Genomic DNA, 15,762 nt, shown 5'->3' on the forward strand with positions numbered 1-15,762 from the left:
TCGGGAGGCCCACCCCGAAACCAGAAACCCGGCAGGTCAGGGGGCAGATCGGGCGATACCACCCCCGAAACCGGTTTCGGGGCGGGGGAAACCGCTCAGTCGTCGTCGGAGTCGTCTTCGGCGTCGTCCCGAGTCCCGTCGCGGGGGTCGGGAAGGTCGTCCCAGCGGACGCCCTTGGCGCTGCCTCCGTCGCCGCGCTTGTTGATCTGGCGGGTCTGCACGCCGTACGGCTTGAGCGCCTGGGCCAGCAAAGTGGACCGTGCCGCGCGCGCCTCCCGCAGCTCGTCATCGGTCATCTGATCCGCGGGCTTGTCGGTGGCGATCCACGCTCCGTACCGGTCGGGCCGGTAGGCGGCCAGCGCCTCAACCAGGCGGTGCGAGTGCATTGCGGTCTCCCCGGCCGGCCACACCGCCCGCAGGTCGTCCAACAGGTCGGTGTCGTCTTCGGGGGTGATGGCCTCCCCGGCGGCCTGGCCGGACAGGGTGCCGGCGGCGGTGCGCAGCGCCAGGGCGCGGCGGCCGATCTCGGCGGCCTCGTCCTGCTTGATGAACGCGGCGCGGGCGATCTGGTAGTTCAGCGCCGACCGGGCCAGCCAGCCGGTACCGGCGTCCTTGGCCGGGTCGAACATCGTGCCGCGTACGCCGCGCTGCCAGGCTCCGGTGCCCAGGATCAGGTCATTGGGCAGGTGGCCGGTGACCGCCAGGCAGAACCGGACGATCGCGTTGTCGGAGACGCTGCGGGGGATGCTGTTGGCGTCCGGGCGCTGGGTGGTGAAGACGAGGATGATCCCGTAGGCGCGGGCCTTGCGGATCAGCCGCCCGGCGACCTCGGCTGCCTCCTTGCCGTACTTGGGGTGTTCGAACAGCGTGTGCGCCTCATCGAAGATGGCCAGGATCGGGTGCAGACGCAGGTTCTTGCGGGCGGCCAGGTGCGGGTACACCTTGCGGCCGTTCGGCACGTCTTCCAGCGGCAGCTCCTTGATGATGCGCTTGCGGCGCTTCATCTCCCGCTCAAGTGCCTTGAGCCCGTCCAGAGCGGCCTTGCAGTCCTCATCGTCGTCCCCGGACACGTACCGGTGGCAGACCGGACGCACGGCGTCCAGGTCCCCGGACCCCTTCATCTCGTAGATCCACATCTCGCACGTGGGGTCCAGGGCACCGGCCAGCGCAATGACCAGCACTGCCGAGGTCTTGCCGGACCCCATCACGCCGCCGATCAGGACGTTGGCGTACATCAGGTCCAGCTCGACCAACCGGCCGCGCGGGTCGAACCCGAACGGGATCGCCTCGAACAGGTTGGCCTGTCCGTCCTTCATCAGCGGCCACAGCCGCCGCTTGGTCTTGGCCGGGTCCACCTTGGCCACCCACAGCACCAAGCGGCCGGGGTGCGCGTCCGGGTCGGTCTCGGGCCACACGGTGCCCAGCGGGCGGCGCATCGCGGCGGCCAGCGCAGCACGCTTCTCCAGCACCTCATCGGCCAGGTATCCGCCGGGAAGGTCCAGTTCGGCACGCCAGCCGGGGCCGTCAACGGCGATCGGGGCGACGAACCGCACCTCACCCTTGACCTTGATGGCCTCCAGCGCGGCCACGATCTCCCCGGAGTCCAGACGCCGCTGCACGTGAACGGCGACGTACCGGGACACGATCGGCTTGTCGGCGTCGCGTCCGGCCAGGCCCAGCAGAGATGCGACACCGGCGGCGGCCAGGCCCAGCGCCCAATCGGGCAGGAACACCGCCGCCAGGGTGACCAGCAGCGCCACCGGCACCATCACCACCAGCGACGCCTTGCGGCGGAAGTTCGTGCGCTGGGTCTGCAAGGTGGTGAGCTTGGTCCACGCCTGCACGTCACCGGTCCCGGCGGCCTTGGCAAGCACCGGCTTTGCCTCGGCATCGGTCACCCACCGGTACCACGCTCCGACCATGCGCCCGGCGCCGGCCGGGGCGCGCAACCACAGGCGACCGGTGTAGAGCGGAACGCGGAGCAGGTGAAACGTGGTCTTGTGGGTGTAGTACCGGGCCGCGAGCATGACGTTCTCGGCGAACTCGCCGCGGTTGCGCAGGTAGGACGGGATCACCGGCGGGGCCGCATCCAGGTAGGCGCGGCGCTCGGCCAGCCATCCGCCGGGCGGCGGGACGGTCGGGTCATCTACCGGCACCGGCGCGCCGGACTCGACAAGCTCACCCTCGATGACCTCGGTCTCGCCGGTCTCAGCGTCCTTGGTCACCGCCACCGCCACCGCCGGGGCCGGCGACTCCGCCGTGTGGGCACCGGGGAAGGGGACGACCTCGGCGCCCGGCTCGCCGTTGTGCGCGGTCTGCTCCATGCTTGGGGCCTCCTCTTCGGGGAGGCGGGCGGCGGCGTCTTGGCGGATCGGTCCGCCGCCCGCTCGGTTCGTGCTGGTCACAGGTCCAACAGGGACAGTTGGTCGGCGCACAGCCCGCACGGCTCCCACGGGCGCCGGTCGTGGGCGCGGGGGTCGCGGCACTGCTGGTCGGCGGGGACGCGCGGCAGTGCCTCGATGTGCTGCTGCTGGTCGGCTTCGGCCATCTGCCGGGAGGCGCGCACCTGGCCGTGGTCGCCGCAAGTGCAACGGTGCTGGTAGGTGCGGCCGAACGCATCCACACCGCGCACGATCGTCGGGCGGTGCCGCACGGTCGTGCCGGGCGCGGTCATCAGCCCTCCTCCCGCAGCGCGTCGCGGACCTGGCGGGCGGTGTCCATCCCGCATCCCAGGGCCTTGCGCAGGGCGTTGGCGGACGGGGCTGCGGGCAGGGCGCCGGCCTGGATCAGGTGCCGGGCGCGGGCGGTCAGCGCGTCCACATCGACCCGCGCGGGCGGGTTACCGGCCGCCTGCCGGGCGGGCGCGTTGTCCCTGTACGGCGGGCCAGTAAGGGGACCGGTAGGGGTGGTGTGGGTTCCGTGGTCGAGGTCGGCGAACGCGGCCAGGATGATCGGCAGGGCGGTCACCACGGCGACGGCGACGATCGGTCCCAGCAGATGCAGCACCAACCGCGACACGCTGAACTGATCGGCGACCCCGGGCAGGTACGGCCAGCCGTTCATCCCCAGCGTCAGCGCCAGGAACAGCGCCTCGATCCGGGCCAGCGTCCGGGACTGGATCGGCTGGCCGCGGGTGCCGAGGTATGCCTTGGCGCCGACGATGACCAGCAGCGCCAGCGACAGGAACGGCTCCACACACCAGGCGAACAGCCACGCCGCAGACCAGGCCGGGGCGCCGTCCGCCGCGAACTGCTGGACACCCGCGGTGGACCACGCCAGCGCCAGCGTCAGCGACACCATCGCCGCGGACACCAGCAACCTGCGCATCCGCGCCGCCTGCCACGCGCGCATCACCGGGTCTTGGGCCAGCTCGTGCAGCCGGGCGGCCTCGTAGGCGGCGCGGCGGCGCCGGCGAACCTTCGGCGAGTCCAGCAGCAACGGCGTGTCGTCACCCTGGAGTTCGGCCAGGCGGCGCGCTTCGGCGACCTCGGCACGCAGCCGACGCACCCGCCGGGTCTCCCCGCTCGGCATCTCGCCCCGCTCGCCCCGCTCGTCCGCCGCGTCCGCCGCGTCCGCCGCGTCCGGCGCGTCCGGCGCCGGGATGCCCGGCCGGGTGCCGGCGGCCTGGGCCAAGTGCCGCTCCAAGTCGGCCAGGCCCCGCTCAACCTCGTCCGGGTCCGGGCCGGGGTTGGGGATCTGCACGGTCACCGGGACACCCCCGTTCCGGCCGCGCCGTTCCCGGCGGCGGTCGTGTTCAGCGGGCGGGCGGCGTAGTCGGCCAGGGAGTCCAGCAGCAGCGCCGCACCGGCCAGCGGCAGCGCCAGCACCCGCAGCAGCAGCACCGCCAACGCCAGGCCCAGCACGGCCAGCACCGGCCACAGACCGGCCTCACGCAACATGTCGGCGGTGTTCATGCCGCACCCCCGATGATCAGCGCGGCGACGAACAGCCACCCGACGTGCCAGGACTGGTCAAGGGCGTAGGCGCCGGTACCGGCCGGCGCGGCGGCACCGTCACCCAGCGCGGCGAACTCGCCCTTGCCGACCCACCGGGCCAGCCGCATCAGGGTGGTGCGGCGGTCGGCCCAGTAGTGGGAGATGCCGTCCACCGTCAGCGCGGCCAGCACCGCCCACACGTTCAGCGGCAGTCCCAGCACCACCGCGGCCAGGCCCAGCGCGGCGGCCTTGCCGGCGGCCAGCGCCATCACGTGGCGGGCGCACAGCCAGCGGCCACGCCAGCCGGGGCCACCCTTGCCGAGGGCTTCGGCGCTGCGCTGCGCCCAGTGGTCGCCCACCTCGTGGGCGGCGTACAGGACGGCGAACACCGCCGCGAAGGTCACAGCCGCCGCGTTCACCGGACACCGCCCCCCGTAACGTCGGCGGCCTGGCGAATCAACCCGGCCAGCTCGCCCTGATCGGCCAGGTCCAGCAGCCGCGCCATGTCCTCCTGGTCATCGGGGTGCACCTCAACGAACACCGGACCGGAGATGACCACGGACGGGGCACCGCCGGGGGTCTGGAGAATGACGACGGGGACGTACTTTCCGGCGACGCGCGCCGCGCCGACCTCGACGCGGTGCACGTTGCCGGTGGTCCGGTGATCGGCGGTGCACCACGGCGGGCACCCGTTGCCCGGACGCACCCTGTTCGGTTCCGTCATGATGGGAACTGCTCCTTTCCTTTGGGTTGAGGGGCCACCGGGGGCGGGCTGTCTTTGGTCGGATGCCGCCCCCGGTGCCCGGAACTAGCCGTTGCTACTGGCAGCAGCCGCTTGCGTCGGCCGCCTCGTCATAGGCGGTGCCGCACGTGGGGCACTCGTGCCAGGAACCCACTGCCATTCCTCCCTGGGTTGGGGTTGAGGGGGCCACCGGGAGCGGGCTGTGCGTGGTCGGATGCCGCCCCCGGCGCCGGAGCTACTTCTTGCTGGACTTGCTGGACTTGGCGTCGTAGGCGTCGCGGACGCTCTTGGGCTCGCCGTTCGGCCAGGTCCCCGGCGTCGAACTGCCCGGGGCGTTGGTGACCTTGCTCGCCATGAGGTGGTGTTCCTTCCTGTCGATGGGTAGTCAGCGGACCTTGACGCGACCCGTGCCGCCGCAGTACGGGCAGTCGTGGGGGCTCTTCTTGGGGTCGGGCTGGTGCCAGCCGCGGCCGTCGCAGATACCGCAGTCCCGGTAGACGTCCGCGGGCCGGTCCTTCTTGCTCATCGAGACATTCCTTTCGGTGCGGTGAAGGGATGAAGCAGGTCAGGGAGGTCAGGCGATCGGTGCAGGTTGGCCGGAGCGGGAGGCGGTCAGGGGCCGGGCGGTCAGGTCAGGCCACCTGATCCAGCAGCCGGGCGGCGGCCAGGACGGCGATCTCGTCGGCGGTGAACCCCGCCCACACCCCGCCCTCGGGCAGCGTCCGCAGCGCCAATTCCAAGCACTCGCCGCGCACCGGGCAGTCGGCGCACACCTCCCGCGCCACCGCCTCCCGAACCTCGCGGTCGGCGTCGGCCTCGGTGGTGAAGGCGTCCGGGCCGGTGTGCAGCTCCGGGTCGAACCGGCACTCAGCGGCGTCGATCAGCGCGTCCCGCAGCTCGAACGTCGGCAGATCGGCCGGGCGGACGGGGTAGGCGACGGGGGACACGGTCACGGCGTTCTCCTCAAGCAAGTCGAAGACGGTCGATGACGGCAGGGGACGGTCACCCCAGAGCGCCAGCGAACGTGGCGATCGCGTCGATGGCCTGGTTGACCAGCTCGGCCGCCTGCGCCGGGTTGTTGAACACGTAGATCGCGATGACCAGGCCGATCAGGGTCTGACCGACCTTGCCCTTGGGCTGCGGGAACATCTGGCGCACCTCCGGGTGTCGGACTGCTTGTGGCCAGGAAGCTAACAGTTGGATGGCTAACCTATCAACTGTTAGGAAGCAAGATCTTTTAAATCGGCCTCTGAGCTGTGGGAATGCTCCTAGATCAACTGTTAGGTAGCCTGTCCTCGCGTGCTCGTCAGTCGCCAACGAAGGGACCCCTAGCCCATGTCGGCCTCACGGGATCGGCTCAACCGCTCCGAGTCCCTGCATCAGCAGGTGGCGCGGAACCTACGCAACGACATCGAGTCCGGCGCCCTCCGGCATGGCCAAGCCCTGCCCTCCTCGCGGGAGCTGGCGGAGGAGTGGGGGGTCAGCGTCTTCACGATCACGGAAGCCATGAAGATCCTGGCCGAGGAAGGGCTTGTGATAAGCCAGTCCCGGTCCAAGCGGGTCGTCAACGCTCCGGATCAGACGCTCAGAAACGACCTGCGGATGCAGAATCCGCGGGTAGTGATCGTTGGAGGCTACGCCGGAAGCGGCAAAACAGAGCTTGGCCGGATTCTCGCCCGGGAAACAGGATGGCCGATGCTCGACAAGGACACGCTCACACGGCCCGTTGTCGAAGCGGCGCTAGAGATCCTCGGAGTATCTCCGCACGACCGCGAATCAGACGTCTACGTGACCAAGGTCCGCCCCCGCGAATACGAATCACTCATTGCGGCGATAGACGAGAATCTCATGTGCGGGAACAGCGTGATCGCCACCGCTCCCTTCATTCGCGAGTTGAACGATCCGGCCTGGATTGCCAGAGTGAAGGCGTCCTTCGCGGCCCGGAACGCCTCTACCGTGTTCGTCTGGGTCTACTGCGACGCGGACACGATGCACATGTACATCCGGCGACGTGGAGCCGCACGAGATGCGGCGAAGCTGGCTGACTGGCCGGGTTACCTGGCGGGGATCGATGTCGACTTCCGCCCTGCCGCACCACACCACGTCATCGATAACAGCGCATCAAGCGAGCCACTACAGAGTCAAGCACGGGACCTTCTCAAGGCCATCCTCGACGAGGATGAAGAGTGATGTTCGGAGTGATTCTCTATGGACCGCCGGCGTCCGGTAAGGACACGGTCACGGAAGAGTTGAAGAGACTGGACGGGCGCTATCGGCAGTTCGAGCGCTTGAAATCCGGCAGCGGCCGGAGCCGTGGCTACAGAATGACGACCGAGTCGGCCATTGACGACCTTCGGTCTCGCGGCGAAGTCATCTGGGAGAACCGCAGGTACGGGGCGCTGTACGTTGTCGATCGACCCTCTCTCGTTCAAAGCCTCGGGACAGGAATCCCAGTACTCCACCTCGGGCAAGTGGAGGCGGTCGGCGCCGTCATCGGTGCGATCCCGGACGCCGCGTGGCTCACGGTATCCCTCTGGTGTCCCCGCGATGTTGCAGCAACGCGACTCATTGGCAGAGGCTCAACCGACATGCACGACCGTCTGAGGGCCTGGGACGAGACCGAGCCACTGCCCACAGCGGACCTCATAATCAACACCGCCGAGATCTCCGCCCAGCAGGCAGCACAGGCCATCAACGCCGCCCATCTTGGCAGGGCAGGCGGCAATGAGCGGAGCAATCACTGACCGTTGCCTGGTTGAGGAGGTATTTGTCGAAGTAGTTGATCGTCTGGCGTGCGACGAATAACAACTCGAAACCTACGCTTAAATGACGATATAGGCACGCTTCTGAGGGTGGCCTTATCTCTAGCCTGAAAAGCAAAGACTCTTTTAGCTGCATCACCCCTTCGCTGGTAAATTCTTCGCCTGGAAGGCAGCTTCCAGCAGGACTCTACGATCTCTCGAACCTGCGACAGGTTGGGATGGTATCTGCGGCCGCGAAAGTCGACAACTCCAAGGAAGGTAAGAGACTCAACTTCATCAATAAATTCCTTTTGGAAGGTGGCTACCGTCGACGTGAGGGGCTCCAATAGCGTCGGCAAAGAATTTGGCACCACTTCGACATAGTTCACGTAATCGCCCGATATGAATTCGATTAGTATTGCTGATATCTGGATGGCTCGCCGCCCATTATTTGCCACCTTGATTCCAACAAGAACCTCGGTGAGATGGTCGTCACCCCCCCGCTTGACGACGATTGGCGTTCCCCTAGCAGATTCGACCTCTTCCTCTGCCAGAGGCTCCTGCACTATCCCAATGGACACGGAGAGATTTGGCTTATCCTTGCGCCATACGCCTATTTGGTATGCTGCAACAACCGTAGAAAGGCCAGCTCCCCAAAGAGCAATCCAGTCGCTTGCTGCCACCGTCATCCCTCCTGCGAGCCTCTGCAGGCATATGTCCGCATGTCGTTGGCGAGGTGCGTGCGCCTTCGGCTCCACAGCCGACGAAGAGTAATGCCAGCTTGGTGATTCGCTTTTGCTGGCTTGCCTTAGCTTCTTAATCACCTGCGGCAGACTCGTGGTCCATGACGGAGTCTGTGGATCTTCAAACGTGGTTGCAGGACCAATGCGCCGAGTATCGCTAAGCGTCGAGCTGATCAGCCCTTCGAAAGCATTTCGCTAGTAACTGCCTTCAGGCGATCATTATCCTCCGGGCCAGCCCAATGCACTACCCGAACAGCCTCACCACTGACACCATAGGTGTCCCACAAACTAACTTGCATATCTTCCGGAATTTTGTAGTTTGTGATGACCAGGGTAGGTACAAATCTGTTGCGGGAGTGACCGCGTATAGTCTTCATGGCTGAGCGAGAAAGAGTCCCGCCCCGAGACGTATACTTGACAATGACGTTGATCAAGCGATCATCATCGGTGCGAAGCACGGCGTCGACCCCACTGTCACCGCTTCCCGTTTCTACGGCGGCGACCCCAGGGGCGACCAGTTGCAAATTGGCAAGCGCCAAGCTTTCATATGCCCTTGGCGACCTGGGGAGTTCCTTGCGCGCCTTCTCCAGATGACGACGGAGGGCCGGAAGTACCTCAGAAATCGCTTCCGAGTTGGCGAAGAACCCCGTTGGTGAGTGAGCTGCTTCATTCCGCAGCCTCAGAATGCTTCTGAGCTCCTCAACTTCCTCATCGGAGAGATTCGCACTATCTGCGTACTCTTCAATAACGACAGGAAGGCTGAGACGATCTCCTCCCAAGCGTTCGCCAACGCGATTCCTCATTGCCGCTTCCAGTTCCGCCCAGCCTTCTATGACCTGCAACTCTTCAGCAGCACGCAGGGCAAGCTCATGCGCAGAATCTGCTTGCCGTCTAGCCCAATTAGCCTGCGCAGCGGCTACCCACACGGCAAATACAGCCGCTATCACAGATAGTACAGCAGTTACTCCACCCAGAGCATCTATCGAGTCACTCGAATAGACTATGGCGAGTACTGCCCCAGCCATCGCAATCGAGAGCGCTCCGATAGCAATCGCAGCGCGGCGCTTGGACTTACTAGCCGACACCTGCTTTGCAGCCGACCGCTCCAGCGCGATACCGAGTTCGTCTAGAGCTTCCTTTACCTCACTAACCGTTATCCTGGGCGGAGGATTAGGGCGAGACATCTGAGCTCTTTGAGCTAGTCGAATTATGCTCCTGCGCACCTCTTCAAGGGATTGCCCCACTAGAGCCTCTGCGTCAGGCGTGAGCTCCGGCATTTCAGGGATCGCATTGCCTCCTTGCTGTCCACTCATTGCGACCCCCAATGAACGCTGCCTAGCAGAACCGCTCCACAGAGCACCACACCTATTGCCCCCCATGGCTCGGTTATATTGTTGATGAAGAACCCACCGATGAAACTTGCCAGCAGGCCGGTTATGTGTGCAATCTTTTCTTGTCGGCTACGTCCGCGCTGGATGTAGCCTCTCCTCAACCATACGTCCATGTCCGTGACCATGCCCGGAGTGATCATCGGATCGCCCGCGCCCGAGTGTTGCGCAGCAGCAACGCGCCCCGCCTCGTCCATGAGATCCCGGCCGTGCTTCGCCAGGGCGTCAGACAGCGCCTTACGTGTCTGTTCTGGGAGCTCACCGCTTCCCGAGACCGTGATGGACAGCTCATCGGACACTGCGCCAGCGTAGTGGGCACCTTGGAGGGATGTAGGAGGATCTGGCGGATACGCCGGTAGACCGAAGCGGCCCTAGACAGAGCGGGCAGGCCGACGGATGGGCGATCGACGAACGACAACCCTACAGGTGCCATGAAACCGCAGGTCAAGGGGTGATAACCATACCGTTCTCAAACCGCTTCCATGCAACTATGGAAGACCTCGGCCGATCCTGACGCTCGTCTCAGTTCCCGTCTCATTCACCCTCGTCCGTAGCCGTACGGCGTGGTGTGCAGCGACTCGCTGACCAGCGTCGTGAACGGCTCCGGACTGGGGCGAACGGGCATCCACAGACTTGGAAAGCGTGTTGGTGGCAACGCCTCGCGAGTTCGAATCTCGCATCCTCCGCCACGCCTCATCAGGCAGAACGCGGGCCGGTGCTCTCCAGAGCACCGGCCTCGCGCGTTCCCGGCCCCGGCACCGGCCTCGATCGCCGGGGATCTCCGCCGGCGCTGATCCAGACCCGCACGAACGCCGGGACCGCCGATCTCGGGGACCGCGGCCTGCCCGGTGGATCCCGGTGCCGGTGGGTGCGCCCTGCCAGGTGGCTGTCCGTCGAGGCGCCTCCGGCGGTTTCGGGAGTCCTTCTGCTCCTAAGCGCGTATCCCGAAGCCCCTGCGCGTAACCAGGGCGCCGTCCCGGCGGCCAAGGCCGGTCACAGGGTCGGCTCCCCACCCGCGTTACGCGCAGGACTTCCGGCAGGCCGTCTGAGCACGTACCGGCCGGACATGGTCTGGTGCGGTGGCCGCCAACGTTCGCCGGATCGGGCTCCGGCTCGGCTGCCGCGGGTTGTCGGACACGCCTTGGGACGGCGTCCGTCGTACGGGTTCCGGTGAGAGGGCTGTCTTCACCGGGGTCACCAGGGGTCGTGGTAGGTCAGGTTCACGGCCAGGGCGGCCACCGCCAGGGAGAAGAAGACGGCCCAGGGACCGAAGTGGTAGTCGCGGACGCGCAGGTGGGCACCGAACGCGCCGAGGAAGTACAGCACCAGGCCGGTGGCGGCGAGCGCGCCCAGCACCGGCACGGCGAATCCGGCCAGCAGGCCCAGCGAGCCCGCGGCCAGCAGCGTGCCCAACGGGAGCATCCAGGACCGGGGCACGCCCAGCTTGTCCGCCTGGCTCCTGGGGTACTCGTGGCCGATGAAGTTGGCGATGGCGGCCAGACCGTTGACGGCCGAGGCGAGGACGGTGACCACCAGGTAGACGGCGAACACGAGGGTCTCCTCCGTGGAGAACGACGACTGGTTGTCCGCCTCAGAGACGAGACAGCGCCTCGGGGAGTGACATGTCCACGCGTGCCGTAAGCCGTGGCGCAACGATCTTCTCCCAGGTCACCCGCGTGCAGCCGGGCCTGGGCGCGCAGGCGGGCGGTCTTGTCATGGACGGCCGGCGCCTCCGTGACCGGCCCTGGCCGCCGGACGGCGCCCTGGTTACGCGCAGGACTTCGGGACCCGATGCGACGTTGACCGCCCGTACCGGCGTACGTCCCGGGCAGACAGCGACCCCCAGATCGTCTTCAAGCCCCGTTCGACATCACCTCGAACCGAACGGGCCGACAGACTGAACGCGGCGACTGAAGGAGACGGCTCTTCCTGGAAGGCGCGCGGCGATCTTCCCTGGAAGGTGCACGGCGGTCGGACGGCCTGCTCCTGATCGGACCTTCCAATATCGGGCCTTTGGATCATGTGGGCCGGTTCTCCTGCAGAAGCGCCCTCTTTCGTACGCAGGCCCGCCGGTGGGCGGAGGAGGGGATCGACACCTACCGGCGGGCCTGCTTGACGGGCTCCGGGGATGGCCCCTCGCCCGTTGCCCCCAACGTTACTGGCGTAGCGGCGTGATTCTCATAACAGCGCGACACTCGCCGGGACCGTACGACGGCGATGGGGCGATACGTCCGATTGTTAACGGAACGCCCGGCAGGCCGAGCAGGCTCACGTTCCCGGTGGCTCCGGTGGGCAGGACGGTCATGACGTCCGCTCTGGCGGCGGAGGTCTGGTCGTGGCACCAGGTCGTTCGGGAGACGGCCGCCGGTTCGCGGGACGGGCTCGGACCAGCGGTTTTCGGTCCGGCACCGCGAGATGGCGGGGGTGATTTATGCCACAATGTCCTGTTCATGGCGGCATGAGAAGTGATCTTCCGGCAGCGTGGCCGGTCGTCGCGGACCGCCGTTCCCATGGGCGTTCTGAGGCTGGAGTGACACCGGTGACCGGCGTGACGAAGCAAGATCGCCGAGGTGGGAGGAGGTCCGTGGCGGGTCCTGGAACCTTCTCGGGGTCGAGCCGACGCCGTAGACTCGATGGGGTGATCTTCAAGGCAGTCGGCGAAGGACGTCCCTATCCGGACCATGGGCTCCGGTCCCGGGACTGGGCGGAGATCCCGCCTCGCCAGGTTCGGCTCGACCAGCTGATCACCACCAAGCGCGAGCTGGACCTGCACTCCCTGCTCAGCCATGACTCGACCTTCTACGGCGACCTCTTCCCGCACGTCGTCCACTGGAAGGGCGAGCTCTACCTCGAAGACGGCCTCCACCGGGCCCTGCGCGCCGCCCTCCACCAGCGAGCCGTCCTCCACGCCCGCGTCCTGGACCTGGACGCCCGCTGACCGAGCGCCCCGGCGCCACGCGGCCTCGATCGAAGTAACGGCATAACCCGTACACCCGGCCCAGACCATGGCCGGTGGATCTTGCAGGCGCTCTCCGACCGGCCACAGCGGGCGAAGATCGCCCGGAGAACCGCCGTGAACGCCCGACAGGACAGCACGGCAAACCCTCCGGCACCGAGATCCATCGAACGGATCATGGGCAGTGCCCGGCAATCCATGACGGCTGTACCGGAGAGGCACGGCCGCTGAGCCCTCCTCAGCCGCCACGCACAGCTCGTTCGCTGCCCAGCCCCACCCCTGAACGGCCCGGAGGCATCCCTCCAGGCTTGTCAGACAGGCCCCGGATCGAGATCGAAGCCGTGGAACACCACATCCGACGTCAGCCAGGCCGCAACCGGTGACCGGCGAGAACAGACCTCGAGAGCGATTCCGATGGCTCTACGGCCGGAGCCGGCCCACCGAGGCCGCACAGCGGCGAACATCGCAGAGGCCGTGCACACCCGCGCCGAAGAGGGGCGAGCCGGCCGTCTGTGAGGCTGGGCCGGTGCGCCGGTCGTGAACGGGGCGGATCCCGGAAAGGGGTCAGGGTTCGCCGTGCTGGGCGGTGATGCCTTTGCGGGCGGGGGTGGCGGCCTTGTCGAAGCGGCGGGAGCCGACCATCCAGACCGTGGGTTCGCCCGGGTGGGCGTTCGTCGTCGTGGAGGCGCGCCAGACGGCGGTGTCGCGCAGGTGGTCGGGGGCGGGGACCCAGGTCCAGCGGCGGCCGTCGTAGTGGGCCAGGTCGCCCCGGGCGCCGCCCACCCACACGTCGGTGGAGGAGAAGGCGGCCACCGTGTTGGCCGACTCGACGGGGGCCTTGACCCGGGACCACTTGCGTCCGTTCCAGTGCAGGACGCTGCCGCCGCCCGCGCACCAGACGTCGTCGGGGGCGACCGCGGTCACGTCGGTCAGGGGGGAACGGGTCGCGGGGGCGGGGATCCTCCGCCACGAGGCGCCGTCGAAGTGGGCGATCAGTCCCTCACGGCCGGTGGCGCCCACCGCCCAGACGTCCTGCGGCGACGTTCCGGAGACCGCCAGCAGCTTGCCCTGGGGCACGCCGGACGGCCCTTCGGCCGCCTGCCAGCGCCCGTCATGCCAGTGCAGGACGACCAGAGGCGCCCGCGCGCCGAAGCCGTGCCCCACCGCCCACGCCTCGGCCGGCCCCACCATCGCCACGCCGGTCAGCACGTAGTCCCGGGCGGTGTCCGGCGCTCCGGGGAGCGCCGGAGCGGTCACGTCCTCCCAGCCGAGGCCGTTCCAGTGCCGGATCAGCGGGACCTCGGCGCCCAGCAGCCGGTCATAGGCACCGCCCACCGCGAGCACCGTCGTACCGGAACCGTCCGCCTGCGCGCGGCATGCGGCGACGCCCTCCAGTCCCGCGCCGATGAACGCGGCGGACGGGGCGGGCCCGGGCGGCATCGACCAGGATCCGCCGTCCCAGTGCAGGGCCAGCGGACCGCCCTGGGCCTGCCCGACGACCCACACGTCATCGGGGGCGGTGGCGGCCACGCCGGTCAGCAGGTGCGGGGGCTCCATCGAGAACGGGGTGAGCGGCCGCCACGGGGAGCCGTCCGCCGCGGGGCCGTCCCCGAGGAACATCGCGACGCCCTCGACCCCGCCGGTCCGACCGGCCCCGTTCATCGCGGAAGGCCGGTCTTCGGGCGAGGGGAAATCACCGGGGAAGGTCATCGATCGCGACAGGGCTCCCAGCAAACAGATCTACAACCGTCCAACGAAGATGCGCCCCGGGCTCGTTCCCGGCAAAAGGCGACTCAAGCAGCTCCGCGCGTTCCGCAGCAGCTTAGCCCCTCGTCTCCGCCCGTACGGGAACTTCCGCGCCCCGCCCCGACATGCCCGGCTACAGATCCAGGACGGTGAGGGTGAAGCGGCAGATTTCGGAGCCCTCGTTGACGTAGGAGTGGGGGCGGTCGCCGGCGAAGACGGCGGCGTTGCCGGTGGGGACCGGGTAGGGGCGTCCGTCGACGACCACGGTGAGGGCGCCCTCGTGGACATAGGCGATCTCTCGGGTGCCGGGGGTGTGCGGGTCGCTGTGGCGGGGTTCGCCGGGGCGGAGTTCCCAGTGCCAGAGTTCGACCGAGGGGCGGGCCTCGCTGCCGGCCAGCAGCGTTCCGGTGCCGCCCTCGGGGCCCCGCCACAGGACGACCTGGCGTTCCGGGGGGAAGACGCGCACCGCCGGTTCCTCCTCGACCTGGACGAGGCGGGTGAGGGGCACGCCCAGGGCCTCGGAGATCCGGATGAGGGTGCCGAGGTTGGGGTTGCCGCGGCCCTGCTCCAGGGCGACCAGGACGCCCTTGCTGACGCCGGCCCGGCCCGCGAGCTGGTCCAGGCTCCATCCGTGCGCGGCCCGCAGCGAACGCACGGTCCGCGCCACGGCCTCGCCGATCGCCGCCGTCTGGTCGTTCATCGCATGCTCCTCGCGCAGCGGTCCACGCACGCCACGGTAGGGCCTGTGGTGATCGACCGGCCGACGCGGTCGTTTTGATGCACCGCGGATACCATTATGATGACCGGACCACCTTCCGAGGAGCCTGCCGATGCTTGCCGAGATCCGGGTCGAGGACGCCGTCCACGAGTTGCGCCCCGACTTCGCCGTACTGGCCATGACGGCCGAAGGTCTGCGCAACGGCCCCAGCGACGAGGTCTCGCAGGGCTGGCTGGACAAGGCCGGGCGGCACGCCGCCGACCCCGCCGCCGACCCGCACGTCCTCGCCTGGCGTGAGGCCTACCGCGCGTTCGGCGCCAAGCCGCAGCGCACCCGCCCCTCCGTCGACGCGCTGCTGCGCAGGGCCGACCAACTGCCCGTGATCAACCGCGTCGTGGACGCCTACAACGCGGTCAGCGTGGAGTACGCGCTGCCCATCGGCGGTGAGGACCTCGACGCCTACCGGGGAACGGCCCGGCTGGTGCGCGCCCGGGGCGACGAGCCGTTCGAGACCATGGCGGGCGGTGAGCCCGCCTCCGAGCACCCGGACGCCGGCGAGGTCGTGTGGCGCGACGACGACGGCGTCACCTGCCGCCGCTGGAACTGGCGCCAGTGCGTCCGCACCCGCATCACCGAGTCCACCGTCAACGCGCTCTTCCTGCTCGAACGCCTGGAGCCGTACCCCCTGGAACGCCTGCACACGGCCGCCGACGCGCTCGCCACCCGGCTGCGCGAGATCACCCCGCAGGTGCGGGTCCGGACCCGGCTGATCGGCCCGGCCCGGTCATGAACG

General features: G+C 68.1%; 19 protein-coding genes. 4 read left to right on the plus strand and 15 right to left on the minus strand.

Annotated features, from left to right (window positions below; all coding sequences use genetic code 11):
• Positions 1-95: 95 nt before the first annotated feature.
• The 9 genes from HNR21_RS04655 to HNR21_RS04695 form a co-directional block, all read right to left on the minus strand.
• Positions 96-2,324: an FtsK/SpoIIIE domain-containing protein gene (locus tag HNR21_RS04655; RefSeq protein ID WP_182704213.1), complete on the minus strand. Its 2,229-nt coding sequence runs from the start codon at positions 2,322-2,324 to the stop codon at positions 96-98.
• Positions 2,325-2,401: 77 nt separating this feature from the next.
• The gene (locus tag HNR21_RS04660; RefSeq protein ID WP_182704214.1) at positions 2,402-2,674 is read right to left on the minus strand and encodes a hypothetical protein; all 273 of its coding nucleotides are present in this window, start codon (positions 2,672-2,674) and stop codon (positions 2,402-2,404) included.
• Positions 2,674-3,708, minus strand: coding sequence for a conjugal transfer protein TraI (locus HNR21_RS04665; protein WP_182704215.1), 1,035 nt, complete (start codon positions 3,706-3,708; stop codon positions 2,674-2,676). The genes HNR21_RS04660 and HNR21_RS04665 overlap by 1 nt, the downstream gene beginning before the upstream one ends.
• On the minus strand, positions 3,705-3,914 hold the full coding sequence (locus HNR21_RS04670; RefSeq protein ID WP_182704216.1) for a hypothetical protein: 210 nt from the start codon (positions 3,912-3,914) through the stop codon (positions 3,705-3,707). Before HNR21_RS04670 ends, HNR21_RS04665 begins: the two co-directional genes overlap by 4 nt.
• Positions 3,911-4,354 carry a transcriptional regulator gene (locus tag HNR21_RS04675; RefSeq protein ID WP_182704217.1) on the minus strand — a complete coding sequence of 148 codons (444 nt, stop codon included), beginning with the start codon at positions 4,352-4,354 and terminating at the stop codon, positions 3,911-3,913. Before HNR21_RS04675 ends, HNR21_RS04670 begins: the two co-directional genes overlap by 4 nt.
• Positions 4,351-4,659 (minus strand): hypothetical protein, encoded by a 309-nt coding sequence (locus HNR21_RS04680; protein WP_182704218.1) that lies wholly within the window; start codon positions 4,657-4,659, stop codon positions 4,351-4,353. Before HNR21_RS04680 ends, HNR21_RS04675 begins: the two co-directional genes overlap by 4 nt.
• Positions 4,660-5,062: 403 nt before the next feature.
• Positions 5,063-5,203, minus strand: a complete 141-nt coding sequence (locus tag HNR21_RS04685; protein WP_157996114.1) for a hypothetical protein — start codon at positions 5,201-5,203, stop codon at positions 5,063-5,065.
• Positions 5,204-5,309: 106 nt separating this feature from the next.
• Entirely contained in the window at positions 5,310-5,630 is a 321-nt protein-coding gene (locus tag HNR21_RS04690; protein ID WP_182704219.1) for a WhiB family transcriptional regulator, read from the minus strand.
• Between the two features lie 49 nt (positions 5,631-5,679).
• Positions 5,680-5,826, minus strand: coding sequence for a hypothetical protein (locus HNR21_RS04695; RefSeq protein ID WP_157996116.1), 147 nt, complete (start codon positions 5,824-5,826; stop codon positions 5,680-5,682).
• Between the two features lie 186 nt (positions 5,827-6,012).
• Between HNR21_RS04695 and HNR21_RS04700 the strand changes: the two genes are divergently transcribed.
• Both HNR21_RS04700 and HNR21_RS04705 read left to right on the plus strand, forming a co-directional pair.
• Positions 6,013-6,867 carry a GntR family transcriptional regulator gene (locus HNR21_RS04700; RefSeq protein WP_182704220.1) on the plus strand — a complete coding sequence of 285 codons (855 nt, stop codon included), beginning with the start codon at positions 6,013-6,015 and terminating at the stop codon, positions 6,865-6,867.
• Positions 6,867-7,421: a kinase gene (locus HNR21_RS04705; RefSeq protein WP_182704221.1), complete on the plus strand. Its 555-nt coding sequence runs from the start codon at positions 6,867-6,869 to the stop codon at positions 7,419-7,421. Before HNR21_RS04700 ends, HNR21_RS04705 begins: the two co-directional genes overlap by 1 nt.
• Here the strand turns inward: HNR21_RS04705 and HNR21_RS04710 are convergent.
• The 4 genes from HNR21_RS04710 to HNR21_RS04725 all read right to left on the minus strand — a co-directional run bounded on the left by HNR21_RS04710 (position 7,415) and on the right by HNR21_RS04725 (position 11,100).
• Positions 7,415-8,101, minus strand: a complete 687-nt coding sequence (locus tag HNR21_RS04710; protein ID WP_182704222.1) for a hypothetical protein — start codon at positions 8,099-8,101, stop codon at positions 7,415-7,417. The genes HNR21_RS04705 and HNR21_RS04710 overlap by 7 nt on opposite strands.
• 233 nt (positions 8,102-8,334) lie before the next feature.
• Positions 8,335-9,345: a hypothetical protein gene (locus tag HNR21_RS04715; protein WP_182704223.1), complete on the minus strand. Its 1,011-nt coding sequence runs from the start codon at positions 9,343-9,345 to the stop codon at positions 8,335-8,337.
• Positions 9,346-9,470: 125 nt separating this feature from the next.
• The gene (locus HNR21_RS04720; RefSeq protein WP_182704224.1) at positions 9,471-9,848 is read right to left on the minus strand and encodes a hypothetical protein; all 378 of its coding nucleotides are present in this window, start codon (positions 9,846-9,848) and stop codon (positions 9,471-9,473) included.
• A gap of 895 nt (positions 9,849-10,743) precedes the next feature.
• A complete protein-coding gene (locus HNR21_RS04725; RefSeq protein ID WP_182704225.1) occupies positions 10,744-11,100 on the minus strand; it encodes a DoxX family protein in 357 nt (118 codons plus the stop codon).
• 1,087 nt (positions 11,101-12,187) lie between these two features.
• On the opposite strand from HNR21_RS04725, the gene HNR21_RS04730 reads away from it, so the two are divergent.
• Entirely contained in the window at positions 12,188-12,487 is a 300-nt protein-coding gene (locus HNR21_RS04730) for a type II toxin-antitoxin system VapB family antitoxin (protein ID WP_119731441.1), read from the plus strand.
• A gap of 582 nt (positions 12,488-13,069) precedes the next feature.
• Here HNR21_RS04730 and HNR21_RS04735 read toward each other — a convergent pair.
• Complete coding sequence (locus tag HNR21_RS04735) at positions 13,070-14,167, minus strand: beta propeller repeat protein (RefSeq protein ID WP_182704226.1); 1,098 nt, start codon at positions 14,165-14,167, stop codon at positions 13,070-13,072.
• A 217-nt stretch (positions 14,168-14,384) separates the two neighbouring features.
• A complete protein-coding gene (locus HNR21_RS04740; RefSeq protein ID WP_182704227.1) occupies positions 14,385-14,951 on the minus strand; it encodes a helix-turn-helix domain-containing protein in 567 nt (188 codons plus the stop codon).
• 130 nt (positions 14,952-15,081) lie between these two features.
• Between HNR21_RS04740 and HNR21_RS04745 the strand changes: the two genes are divergently transcribed.
• Positions 15,082-15,759 carry a B3/B4 domain-containing protein gene (locus HNR21_RS04745; RefSeq protein WP_182704228.1) on the plus strand — a complete coding sequence of 226 codons (678 nt, stop codon included), beginning with the start codon at positions 15,082-15,084 and terminating at the stop codon, positions 15,757-15,759.
• Positions 15,760-15,762: the final 3 nt, after the last annotated feature.

This window comes from Thermomonospora cellulosilytica (assembly GCF_014138835.1).
Classification (GTDB): Bacteria; Actinomycetota; Actinomycetes; order Streptosporangiales; family Streptosporangiaceae; genus Thermomonospora; species Thermomonospora amylolytica.

What these genes read in the sequence shown, in the direction of transcription:
- HNR21_RS04655 (WP_182704213.1), bottom strand. Translation starts at nt 2,324, where the DNA reads ATGGAGCAGACCGCGCACAACGGCGAGCCGGGCGCCGAGGTCGTCCCC.
- HNR21_RS04660 (WP_182704214.1), bottom strand. Translation starts at nt 2,674, where the DNA reads ATGACCGCGCCCGGCACGACCGTGCGGCACCGCCCGACGATCGTGCGC.
- HNR21_RS04670 (WP_182704216.1), bottom strand. Translation starts at nt 3,914, where the DNA reads ATGAACACCGCCGACATGTTGCGTGAGGCCGGTCTGTGGCCGGTGCTG.
- HNR21_RS04680 (WP_182704218.1), bottom strand. Translation starts at nt 4,659, where the DNA reads ATGACGGAACCGAACAGGGTGCGTCCGGGCAACGGGTGCCCGCCGTGG.
- HNR21_RS04685 (WP_157996114.1), bottom strand. Translation starts at nt 5,203, where the DNA reads ATGAGCAAGAAGGACCGGCCCGCGGACGTCTACCGGGACTGCGGTATC.
- HNR21_RS04695 (WP_157996116.1), bottom strand. Translation starts at nt 5,826, where the DNA reads ATGTTCCCGCAGCCCAAGGGCAAGGTCGGTCAGACCCTGATCGGCCTG.
- HNR21_RS04700 (WP_182704220.1), top strand. Translation starts at nt 6,013, where the DNA reads ATGTCGGCCTCACGGGATCGGCTCAACCGCTCCGAGTCCCTGCATCAG.
- HNR21_RS04705 (WP_182704221.1), top strand. Translation starts at nt 6,867, where the DNA reads ATGTTCGGAGTGATTCTCTATGGACCGCCGGCGTCCGGTAAGGACACG.
- HNR21_RS04715 (WP_182704223.1), bottom strand. Translation starts at nt 9,345, where the DNA reads ATGTCTCGCCCTAATCCTCCGCCCAGGATAACGGTTAGTGAGGTAAAG.
- HNR21_RS04735 (WP_182704226.1), bottom strand. Translation starts at nt 14,167, where the DNA reads ATGAACGGGGCCGGTCGGACCGGCGGGGTCGAGGGCGTCGCGATGTTC.
- HNR21_RS04740 (WP_182704227.1), bottom strand. Translation starts at nt 14,951, where the DNA reads ATGAACGACCAGACGGCGGCGATCGGCGAGGCCGTGGCGCGGACCGTG.
- HNR21_RS04745 (WP_182704228.1), top strand. Translation starts at nt 15,082, where the DNA reads ATGCTTGCCGAGATCCGGGTCGAGGACGCCGTCCACGAGTTGCGCCCC.